The organism is Bacillus timonensis (assembly GCF_004799755.1).
Lineage (GTDB): Bacteria > Bacillota > Bacilli > Bacillales > Bacillaceae_L > Ferdinandcohnia > Ferdinandcohnia timonensis_A.
Genome location: NZ_SLUB01000089.1, coordinates 1 through 10,426, shown reverse-complemented (window position 1 = coordinate 10,426; position 10,426 = coordinate 1). Strand labels below are relative to the sequence as shown.

General features: G+C 40.6%; 7 protein-coding genes, 10 tRNA genes and 2 rRNA genes. All 19 read left to right on the top strand.

What is annotated here, in order from left to right; translation table 11 throughout:
- Positions 1–225, top strand: a 23S ribosomal RNA gene (locus tag E1I69_RS23045); the annotation flags it as partial.
- Positions 226–280: 55 nt separating this feature from the next.
- Positions 281–396: ribosomal RNA gene (gene rrf, locus E1I69_RS23040) — 5S ribosomal RNA — on the top strand.
- A 6-nt stretch (positions 397–402) separates the two neighbouring features.
- Positions 403–477, top strand: a tRNA-Asn gene (locus tag E1I69_RS23035).
- Between the two features lie 2 nt (positions 478–479).
- Positions 480–552 (top strand) — tRNA-Thr (locus tag E1I69_RS23030).
- Between the two features lie 21 nt (positions 553–573).
- Positions 574–648, top strand: a tRNA-Glu gene (locus E1I69_RS23025).
- A gap of 66 nt (positions 649–714) precedes the next feature.
- A tRNA-Val gene (locus E1I69_RS23020) sits at positions 715–790 on the top strand.
- 161 nt (positions 791–951) lie between these two features.
- A tRNA-Thr gene (locus E1I69_RS23015) sits at positions 952–1,027 on the top strand.
- An 8-nt stretch (positions 1,028–1,035) separates the two neighbouring features.
- Positions 1,036–1,120, top strand: a tRNA-Tyr gene (locus E1I69_RS23010).
- Positions 1,121–1,443: 323 nt separating this feature from the next.
- Positions 1,444–1,518 (top strand) — tRNA-Gln (locus tag E1I69_RS23005).
- Positions 1,519–1,683: 165 nt separating this feature from the next.
- Positions 1,684–1,756: transfer RNA gene (locus tag E1I69_RS23000), tRNA-Lys, on the top strand.
- An 8-nt stretch (positions 1,757–1,764) separates the two neighbouring features.
- Positions 1,765–1,839, top strand: a tRNA-Gly gene (locus tag E1I69_RS22995).
- Between the two features lie 24 nt (positions 1,840–1,863).
- A tRNA-Ala gene (locus E1I69_RS22990) sits at positions 1,864–1,939 on the top strand.
- Between the two features lie 171 nt (positions 1,940–2,110).
- Positions 2,111–3,013 (top strand): arginase, encoded by a 903-nt coding sequence (gene rocF, locus E1I69_RS22985; RefSeq protein ID WP_136381848.1) that lies wholly within the window; start codon positions 2,111–2,113, stop codon positions 3,011–3,013.
- 171 nt (positions 3,014–3,184) lie between these two features.
- The gene (gene sigW / locus E1I69_RS22980) at positions 3,185–3,748 is read left to right on the top strand and encodes an RNA polymerase sigma factor SigW (protein ID WP_136381847.1); all 564 of its coding nucleotides are present in this window, start codon (positions 3,185–3,187) and stop codon (positions 3,746–3,748) included.
- A 12-nt stretch (positions 3,749–3,760) separates the two neighbouring features.
- The gene (locus E1I69_RS22975) at positions 3,761–4,384 is read left to right on the top strand and encodes an anti-sigma factor family protein (protein ID WP_136381846.1); all 624 of its coding nucleotides are present in this window, start codon (positions 3,761–3,763) and stop codon (positions 4,382–4,384) included.
- A 142-nt stretch (positions 4,385–4,526) separates the two neighbouring features.
- Positions 4,527–5,348, top strand: a complete 822-nt coding sequence (gene cdaA, locus E1I69_RS22970; RefSeq protein WP_136381845.1) for a diadenylate cyclase CdaA — start codon at positions 4,527–4,529, stop codon at positions 5,346–5,348.
- Positions 5,341–6,579, top strand: coding sequence for a CdaR family protein (locus E1I69_RS22965; RefSeq protein ID WP_136381844.1), 1,239 nt, complete (start codon positions 5,341–5,343; stop codon positions 6,577–6,579). Before cdaA ends, E1I69_RS22965 begins: the two co-directional genes overlap by 8 nt.
- A 32-nt stretch (positions 6,580–6,611) precedes the next feature.
- On the top strand, positions 6,612–7,958 hold the full coding sequence (gene glmM, locus E1I69_RS22960; RefSeq protein WP_136381843.1) for a phosphoglucosamine mutase: 1,347 nt from the start codon (positions 6,612–6,614) through the stop codon (positions 7,956–7,958).
- Positions 7,959–8,408: 450 nt separating this feature from the next.
- Positions 8,409–10,211, top strand: a complete 1,803-nt coding sequence (glmS, locus tag E1I69_RS22955; protein WP_136381842.1) for a glutamine--fructose-6-phosphate transaminase (isomerizing) — start codon at positions 8,409–8,411, stop codon at positions 10,209–10,211.
- Positions 10,212–10,426: the final 215 nt, after the last annotated feature.

Genomic DNA, 10,426 nt, shown 5'->3' with positions numbered 1-10,426 from the left:
CACACCGCTGGTGTACCAGTTGTCCTGCCAAGGGCATAGCTGGGTAGCTATGTGTGGAAGGGATAAGTGCTGAAAGCATCTAAGCATGAAGCCCCCCTCAAGATGAGATTTCCCATAGTGTTAAACTAGTAAGATCCCTCGAAGATGACGAGGTTGATAGGTCAGAGGTGGAAGCATGGTGACATGTGCAGCTGACTGATACTAATCGATCGAGGACTTAACCAAATTAATGAATGTAGGAGCGTTATCTAGTTTTGAGGGAATGAATCCTTCAACATAGTCTAGTGGCAATAGCGAAGAGGTCACACCCGTTCCCATACCGAACACGGAAGTTAAGCTCTTCAGCGCCGATGGTAGTTGGGACTTTGTCCCTGTGAGAGTAGGACGTCGCTAGGCAATTATTCCGCAGTAGCTCAGTGGTAGAGCTATCGGCTGTTAACCGATCGGTCGTAGGTTCGAATCCTACCTGCGGAGCCATTGCTTCCATAGCTCAGCTGGTAGAGCACTTCCATGGTAAGGAAGAGGTCAGCGGTTCGAGCCCGCTTGGAAGCTTAAAAAAGGGAATTATTAAATGGCCCGTTGGTCAAGCGGTTAAGACACCGCCCTTTCACGGCGGTAACACGGGTTCGAATCCCGTACGGGTCACCATTAATGAAGGTAAGCTAAGTGCGCGACGTTCTGTCGCAAGGCATGCACTGGCACTTCCTGTGCGTCGGAGGATTAGCTCAGCTGGGAGAGCACCTGCCTTACAAGCAGGGGGTCGGCGGTTCGATCCCGTCATCCTCCACCATATGTTTTTTAATATGCCGGTTTAGCTCAATTGGTAGAGCACGACCGAATAAGCTTCTTGAAATTACAACAGCGTACTAATCGAACCACTTCTTGAATAAGCTTTCTGAGATTAGGACGACTATACACAATCAAATCTTTAGTGGTTTGAGATCTTAATATGCCGGTTTAGCTCAATTGGTAGAGCAACTGACTTGTAATCAGTAGGTTGGGGGTTCAAGTCCTCTAGCCGGCACCACCTTAAATGGAGGGGTAGCGAAGTGGCTAAACGCGGCGGACTGTAAATCCGCTCCCTCAGGGTTCGGCGGTTCGAATCCGTCCCCCTCCACCATTTATTGTTTTCGAAAAGCCCTTATTCTTTCTTTGGACAAGTTCAAAAGGATGAAGTAGGCTATTTTTATGGAAATTGTAGAGTTGATTAGTAAAATTACTCATATATTGCAGGTAATTGCGCAAGATAATAGGGTAATTGAATATAACAAATTTCCGGTTAATATTTGAGAATACTGAGGACATTTATACTAAGATTTTATTAATACTTAGTAATGTCGACGATATTTCGTGATATTTCCTGCTGAAATATCCCAAAATATCCTCTTGAGGTGAAAGTTCATGAAGCATCTTCAAAGAAGAAGATTCATGAAGTCTATTCAATGGGCTATAGCCAAGCGGTAAGGCAACGGACTTTGACTCCGTCATTCGTAGGTTCGAATCCTGCTAGCCCAGCCATTTTAGAGCCATAAGCTCAGTCGGTAGAGCACGAACGAGTAAGCTTCGAAGCATATGCTTCAGCGTACCAATCGAGCTGCTATTTGAACTAGCTTTCTGAGATTGGGACGTCGTAGATGTACTCAATTCGATTACATAAATACATAATTCACCAATCTCGTATACGAGCCATTAGCTCAGTCGGTAGAGCATCTGACTTTTAATCAGAGGGTCGAAGGTTCGAGTCCTTCATGGCTCATCTCTTATGCGGAAGTAGTTCAGTGGTAGAACACCACCTTGCCAAGGTGGGGGTCGCGGGTTCGAATCCCGTCTTCCGCTCCATGAACTACTTCTTTTTTATATGTAGGGGCCTTAGCTCAGCTGGGAGAGCGCCTGCTTTGCACGCAGGAGGTCAGCGGTTCGATCCCGCTAGGCTCCACCAATTGAATGATGTCTATCCAATAAACCTTTAAGGTTTATTTTTTTTGCATAAAATTAGATATATCCTCGTTCCTTCCCGGTCATAGTGTATAGATATACATAATTTTGTTGAGTTGAGTCAATGTGTTGAAAGCAGTTACAATAGAGTATATGGGAGAGGGGGCATTTTATCATGAAGAAGGATATATCGATCATTGGAGTGCCAATGGACTTAGGTCAAATGCGTAGAGGGGTTGATATGGGACCAAGTGCCATTCGTTATGCAGGTGTTGTTGAACGATTAGAAAGGCTTGACTATGATATAGATGATTTAGGTGATATCGAAATTACCCGTCCAACTCGTGAGGAAGAGGCTAATGATGAAAATTTAAAAAACCTTGAGAAAGTATCTGAAGCGAATGAGAAGCTTGCAGCTACAGTTAATGAGGTTATACTGAATGGAAGGTTTCCACTTGTTTTAGGTGGTGACCATAGCATTGCCATTGGAACACTCGCTGGAGTTTCGAAACATTATAAAAATTTAGGGGTCATTTGGTATGATGCTCACGGCGATTTAAATACGGCTGATACTTCACCATCTGGCAATATTCATGGAATGCCCCTTGCTGTAAGTCTTGGTCTTGGTCATAAGCGTCTCACTGATATTGCTGGATATAGTCCAAAGGTCAACACTGAAAGCGTTGTCATTATAGGGGCAAGATCACTTGATGAAGGCGAGAAAGCATTAATTAAACAGCTAGGGGTTAAAGTGTATACGATGCATGAAATTGATCGCTTAGGCATGACAAAGGTCATGGAAGAAACCATTCATTATCTGAAAGGCAGAACAGATGGTGTACACTTATCATTAGATTTAGATGGTCTTGACCCACATGATGCACCAGGAGTGGGAACCCCTGTACTTGGCGGGATTAGTTACCGTGAAAGTCATTTAGCGATGGAAATGTTAGAGGAATCAAAATTAATTACATCTGCTGAATTCGTTGAGGTAAATCCAATTTTAGATGATAAAAATAAAACAGCTTCAGTTGCTGTTGCTCTAATGGGCTCCTTATTTGGAGAAAAACTTTTGTAAGAACCTCACAGTATCTCGGGGATAAGAGGTACTGTGTTTTTTTATTTTAAAGATTTGAATTCTGCCACAAAAGCTAGCCAAAATTTGTTAAAATGAAAATTATGGAGAAAATGAAACCTTTTTAAAGGTCAATCGTAAATAATGATACCCGCAGTGGCGGAGGTATACAAAATGGAGACTATCATCAAAAACAGAATTAGGCAGATAAAAAATGGAGACCAGAATGCATTTGCGGAGATAGTAGAATTTTACAAAGACAAGGTTTTTCAAATATGCTATCGTATGCTTGGAAACCGACATGAGGCAGAGGATATTGCACAAGAAGCCTTTATTCGGGCATATGTTAATATTCATAGCTATGATTTGAATAAAAAGTTTTCAACATGGCTATATCGGATAGCAACGAATCTGTCGATTGACCGCATTCGTAAGAAAAAGCCTGACTACTATCTAGATGCTGAGCTTGCAGGCTCAGATGGACTAACTATGTATTCGCAGATTGCCGCAGATGCTGCATTACCGGAGGACGAGCTAGAAACGATGGAGCTTCAAGAATTAATTCAAGCAGAAATAATGAAGCTTCCGGATAAGTATCGTTCGGTTATTGTTTTAAAATACATCGAGGAGTTTTCGCTAAAGGAAATTAGTGAAATTCTTGACTTACCGGTGGGTACGGTAAAAACAAGAATTCACAGAGGTCGAGAAGCATTACGAAACCAGCTTCGACATGTATAGGGGTGAGAAAGAATGAACTGTTCAGAAAACAACATGATTGAATTAATGCACAATTACCTAGACGAAGACATTTCTGAAGAGGAAGAGAAGCTACTACGTGAGCACTTGCTAACATGCGAATCATGTCATCAATATTTTCATGAGCTAAAGAAAACCATTGCGTTGGTACAAAGTACTTCTCACATTTCCGCACCTAACGATTTCACATTAAAGGTCATGCAAAATTTACCGAAGGAAAAACGTACTGTGAGTTTTAGACGCTGGTTTAGAGAGCATCCAATGTTGACAGCAGCCTCACTCTTTCTTTTATTAATGGCGGGAAGTCTTATTTCAGTCTGGAGTGAAAGTGAGCAATTCTCTGTTTCAAAGCAACCTAATTTAATTGTAGAAAACAATACCGTCATTGTTCCCGAAGGCGAAACTATAAAAGGTGATGTCGTTGTAAAGAACGGAAAGATCGTAATTGAGGGAGAAGTAGACGGAGATGTCACAGTTATAAATGGTGAGAACTATATGGCCTCAGCTGGAAATGTTACTGGTAATATCAAAGAAGTCAACCAGATGTTTGAGTGGCTTTGGTACCATATAAAAAAGGTAGGAACAGATGCAATTCACATTTTTGATCAAGAGGAATAGGCCATCGGACACGGTGGTCTTTTTTCTTTTTTAATTTTGTGCTAATCCTCCTACCGATTTGTAATTGGTACATGAAAGTTATATGATATAATATTATAGCTAACTATGTTTTTTTGGATTATTTCATAGAGGAAGTGTGAGAATGTCATTTAATGAACTCCCATTACTAGGTTACCTCGGCATTTTTTTAGATGTTCTCCTTGTCTGGTATGTGATATATAAATTATTATCCCTTATACGCGGAACAAAAGCTGTTCAGTTATTAAAGGGTATTATCGTTATTGTTTTTATCCGCTTACTGAGTAGCCTATTAGAATTACATACATTGTTTTGGTTAGTGGACCAGGTAATGGATTGGGGATTTTTGGCGATTATCGTCATCTTCCAGCCTGAATTGCGAAGAGCGTTAGAACAACTGGGGCGCGGAAAAATATTCTCCAGAAGTGGTACGGATGAAGATGATCAGCAGACAAAATTAATTGAAGCGATCACAAAAGCTACCGATTATATGGCAAAACGTCGTATTGGTGCACTCATTTCAGTTGAGCGACAAACAGGAATGGGAGATTATGTAGAAACCGGGATCCCACTTCATTCAGCAATCTCATCTGAGTTGCTAATCAATATTTTTATTCCAAATACCCCTCTACATGATGGAGCTGTTATTATTCAAAAAAATCAGGTCGCGGCTGCGGCTTGTTATTTACCGCTTTCTGAAAGTCCATTTATTTCAAAGGAATTAGGAACTCGGCACCGAGCTGCACTTGGGATTAGTGAGGTAACAGACAGCATTACCATTGTTGTATCAGAGGAAACGGGAAGTGTGTCATTAACAAAGAACGGAGAATTACACCGTGATTTGAAGCCAGATGCATTTCGAGATTTACTAAAACAAGAACTAATTACGAACGAAAGCAATGCCTCTCATCCACTTTGGCAATGGAGGGGGAAAAAGAATGGATAAATTAATGGATAACCGTTGGGTTACACGGATTATTGCTTTATTAATTGCTTTGCTCTTATTTGCATCTGTTAGTTTTGAAAATCAACCAGCATCTAAGAGCCCTGCAGGATTGCCGCTGTTTTCAAATTACACGGAAACATTAACGGAGATTCCGGTTAATACATACTATGATGATCAAAATCTGGTGGTATCGGGAGTTCCGCAATATGTGAACGTCACAATTGAAGGACCTTCCGGTGTTACAAAAAGGGAAGGACTTCAAAAGGAAATTGAAGTATATGCAGATTTGACTCAGTTATCTGTGGGCACCCATAAAGTGAAATTACAATATCGAAATATTTCTGATAAAATTAAAGTGAAAATTGACCCTGCTGAAATTACCGTCGTCATTCAAGAAAAAGTAACAAAGGAATTTCCTGTTGAAGTTGACTTTGTTAACCGCGACCAAGTAGCAGAAGGATATACGATCGAACAACCAGTCGTTTCACCTCGAGTTGTTAAAATTACAGGAGCCCTAGAGGAAATTGAAAGAATTGCGTTAGTAAAAGCAGTTGTCGACCTTAAGGGAGTATCAGAAACATTTACACAGGAATCAAGAGTCGCTGTGTATGATAAGAATCAAAATGTATTGTCTGTATCCGTTGATCCTAATGTTGTTGAGATCACGGTTCCAATTCAAAGCCCGAATAAATCCGTACCATTTACCCTTAAACAAAAAGGAAAGCTTGCGGATGGGTTAAGTTTAGTCAATATCACTCCAACGCCAAATGAGGTTACAATATTTGGTCCAAAAGAGGTCATTGATGCCATTTCTTCTATAGAAGGTGAAATTGATCTTGATAAAATAAAAGAAGATTCAACGATTAAAGTGAAGGTTCCGATTCCGAAAGGGGTTATTCAGGTATCCCCGCAGGAAATTGAAGTAATAGTCGATGTCGAAGCGGAGATATCGGAAACCTTCTCAGATTTATCAATAAGAAGCCAAGGATTAGGAGCCCAATATACACTAACTTTTTTAAATCCTGAAGCAGGTACCCTTGATTTAGAAATTCAAGGTGCACCAAGTGTCATAGAAGGGACAAGTCCTACTAACCTTGATGTATTTATTGATGTGACCGAACTAGGAATTGGCGAACATGATGTAGATATAAATGTGAAAGGCCCAGATAATGTGACATGGGCATTACCTCAAGAAAAGGCAAAGATACGAATCACCGAAATAGAAGGGTAAGGAAGTATCTGCAAAAGGAGAGATCATTTAAAATGGGAAAATATTTTGGTACAGATGGTGTACGTGGTGTTGCAAATAGCGAATTGACTCCAGAGCTTGCATTTAAGGTTGGAAGATTTGGAGGTTATGTGTTAACAAAGGATAAAGAAAGACCAAAGGTTCTAATTGGGCGCGACACCCGAATTTCAGGTCATATGCTAGAAGGGGCGCTTGTAGCAGGTCTTTTATCCATTGGAGCAGAGGTTATGCGTTTAGGTGTCATCTCAACTCCAGGTGTAGCGTATTTAACTAAGGCATTAGGAGCAGAAGCAGGCGTAATGATATCTGCTTCACATAATCCAGTCCAGGACAATGGAATTAAGTTCTTTGGTCCAGATGGATTTAAGCTTTCTGATGAACAGGAAAATGAAATTGAAGCACTATTAGATTTACCTGAGGATCAGCTTCCACGTCCAGTTGGGGCTGAGCTAGGGCTAGTGAATGACTATTTTGAGGGTGGTCAAAAATACCTTCAATTCTTGAAGCAAACAGTGGAAGAGGATTTCACAGGTATCCATGTGGCATTAGATTGCGCTCACGGGGCAACATCTTCTCTAGCTACGCATTTATTTGCTGACCTAGATGCAGATATTTCAACAATGGGGACTTCTCCAAATGGCCTTAATATCAACGATGGCGTAGGTTCTACGCACCCAGAAGCACTAGCAGCCTTCTTAAAAGAGAAAGGTGCAGATGTTGGATTGGCATTTGATGGTGATGGTGACCGTCTTATTGCTATTGATGAGAATGGCGATATCGTTGATGGCGACCAAATCATGTATATTTGTGCAAAGTATATGAAAGAACAAGGTCGATTAAAGCAACAAACAGTTGTTTCCACGGTAATGAGTAATTTAGGCTTCTATAAAGCTTTGGAAGAGAACGATATTGCGAGTGTGCAAACGGCTGTTGGTGACCGCTATGTTGTAGAGGAAATGAAGAAGAGTGGATATATCCTAGGTGGGGAACAATCTGGACATATCATCTTCCTAGATTACAATACAACTGGTGATGGGCTATTAACAGGCCTGCAATTAGTGAATATCATGCAGAGCACGAAGAAACCATTATCACAGCTTGCAAGTGAAATGAAAAAGTTCCCGCAGTTATTGGTGAATGTGAAGGTTACAGATAAATACCATGTTACAGATAATCCAGTGATCAAAGAGGTTATTGAACAGGTAGAAGCTGAAATGAATGGAAATGGTCGTATCTTAGTACGCCCTTCAGGAACTGAGCCTTTAGTAAGGGTAATGGCGGAAGCTCCAACCGAAGAACAATGTAAAGAATATGTAGACCGTATCGTAGCTGTTGTAAAAACAGAAATGGGTGCGGAGTAATTATACAATTTGATTAAAAATATGCAAACTTGGCACAACCTGTTCCACGTTTGCATATTTTTTTAGTATACATGGAAAAATCATTCCATGTTTTGATTGACGATTTTGGATTTTCTGTGTAATATTGTTCTTGTTCTTTTATTGTAGAGGAGGGATAGTACTGATCATTCATCATCATTTTTAAAGCGCCAGAACTAAACCATGAACGGAAATAGTAACAAAGCATAGGCTATTGTTACAGGTTTAGTTGACGAGGAGGAGGTTTATCGAAATTTCGGCGGATGCCTCCCGGTTGTCATCAATCACGACCGCAATTCCTTTTCGGTAAAACAGAGAGGTGACTCTTTGCACAAACGGAAGGATATGATTGAGTAAACAGATAAATACGGAAAAAAAGGGGCAAGTAAGCCCCGTGCTTTCTTGTTCCCTTTTTTAGGGAGGAACTTAATTATGTGCGGAATTGTAGGTTTTATTGGACAGAAAGACTCTAAGGAAATTTTGTTAAAGGGACTAGAAAAGCTCGAGTATCGTGGATATGATTCAGCTGGAATTGCAGTGATGAATGATGAAGGTGTTCATGTTTTTAAAGAAAAAGGTCGTATTGCAACGCTTCGTGAAGCTGTAGATCAACGTTTGTTTGCGACAGCAGGAATTGGCCATACACGTTGGGCGACACATGGAGTGCCAAGTAAAGTCAATGCACACCCTCATCAGGCAACATCTGAACGATTCACTCTTGTTCATAATGGAGTCATTGAAAACTACACTCAGCTTAAGGATGAGTATTTACAAAACGTTGAGTTAAAAAGTGATACGGATACCGAGGTCGTTGTTCAAGTACTAGAGCAATTCGTAAAACAAGGACTTGAAGTAGAAGAGGCATTTCGTAAGACGTTAAGCCTTCTAAAGGGATCCTATGCAATTGCAATGCTAGATGAGCAAAACAGCGAAACAATCTATGTTGCGAAAAACAAAAGTCCACTACTTGTTGGTCTTGGAGACACCTTTAATGTAGTAGCAAGTGATGCAATGGCCATGCTTCAGGTAACCGATCAATATATCGAGTTAATGGATAAAGAAATTGTCATTGTTAAAAAAGAGTCAGTCACAATCAAAAATTTAGCGGGTGAAACAATCAACCGTGATCCATATACAGCAGAGCTAGATGCAAGTGATATTGAAAAGGGAACCTACCCACACTATATGTTAAAGGAAATTGACGAACAGCCTTTGGTTATGAGAAAGATTGTTCAAGAATATCAAAGCGATAATGGTACATTGACAATTGATCCTTGTATTGTCGAAGCAATGAAGGGAGCAGACCGTATCTACATCATTGCTGCTGGAACTAGTTATCATGCTGGTCTTGTTGGGAAGCAATTCATTGAAAAAATGGCGCACATACCAGTAGAGGTTCACATATCTAGCGAATTCTCTTACAATATGCCGCTCCTATCCGAGAAACCACTATTCATCTTTATTTCACAAAGCGGGGAAACAGCGGACAGCCGTGCTGTTCTAGTACATGTAAAAGAAATGGGCCACAAAGCCATTACGATTACGAACGTACCTGGTTCAACTCTTTCTCGTGAAGCAGATTACACATTGTTATTACATGCAGGTCCTGAAATTGCAGTGGCTTCAACAAAGGCATACACTGCCCAGTTAGCCGTACTTGCAATCCTTGCCTACGTAACAGCAGAATCAAAGGGAATAATGGTGGGGATGGACCTGGTCAAAGAGCTTGGTATTATCGCAAACAGCATGGAGGCACTTTGTGATGACAAAGAAGTAATGGAAGCAATCGCGTGGGAGTATTTCACAACTACTCGTAACTGCTTCTTCATCGGTCGTGCGATGGACTTCTTTGTAGGCTTAGAGGGAGCCTTAAAGCTAAAAGAAATCTCCTATATCCAAGCAGAGGGTTTTGCTGGAGGAGAATTAAAGCACGGAACAATTGCCTTAATCGAAGAAGGAACACCGGTTATCGCTCTAGCTACACAAGAGCATGTAAACCTAAGCATTCGTGGAAATGTCAAAGAGGTCGTTGCACGTGGTGCACATCCATGTATCATTTCAATGAAGGGCTTAGAAACTGAGGAAGACCGGTATGTGCTCCCGGCTGTTAACGAAATGTTAACACCACTCATCTCTGTCATTCCATTACAGCTTATCTCTTATTATGCAGCACTTCACCGTGACTGTGACGTTGATAAGCCACGGAATTTGGCGAAGAGCGTGACTGTTGAATAAGGAATAAATACTAATTTTGGCTGGTGTCCGAACAAAATAAAGATGGAAACTAAGAAAAAAAGATGGAAACTGTGTAATCAAGATAGAAACTTTGAAACAAAGATGGAAACAAACTAAATATAAAATAACCTGAATAAAGATTTGTATAGAGCTAGCAGTTAAGTTACAAAAAACCTGCAACAAGTAAAATTAATACCTGTCTCTTATACACATCT

Excerpts from the sequence above, each read along its gene's own strand:
- sigW (WP_136381847.1), top strand. The coding sequence starts at position 3,185 with ATGGAGACTATCATCAAAAACAGAATTAGGCAGATAAAAAATGGAGAC.
- E1I69_RS22965 (WP_136381844.1), top strand. The coding sequence starts at position 5,341 with ATGGATAAATTAATGGATAACCGTTGGGTTACACGGATTATTGCTTTA.
- cdaA (WP_136381845.1), top strand. The coding sequence starts at position 4,527 with ATGTCATTTAATGAACTCCCATTACTAGGTTACCTCGGCATTTTTTTA.
- glmS (WP_136381842.1), top strand. The coding sequence starts at position 8,409 with ATGTGCGGAATTGTAGGTTTTATTGGACAGAAAGACTCTAAGGAAATT.
- E1I69_RS22975 (WP_136381846.1), top strand. The coding sequence starts at position 3,761 with ATGAACTGTTCAGAAAACAACATGATTGAATTAATGCACAATTACCTA.
- glmM (WP_136381843.1), top strand. The coding sequence starts at position 6,612 with ATGGGAAAATATTTTGGTACAGATGGTGTACGTGGTGTTGCAAATAGC.
- rocF (WP_136381848.1), top strand. The coding sequence starts at position 2,111 with ATGAAGAAGGATATATCGATCATTGGAGTGCCAATGGACTTAGGTCAA.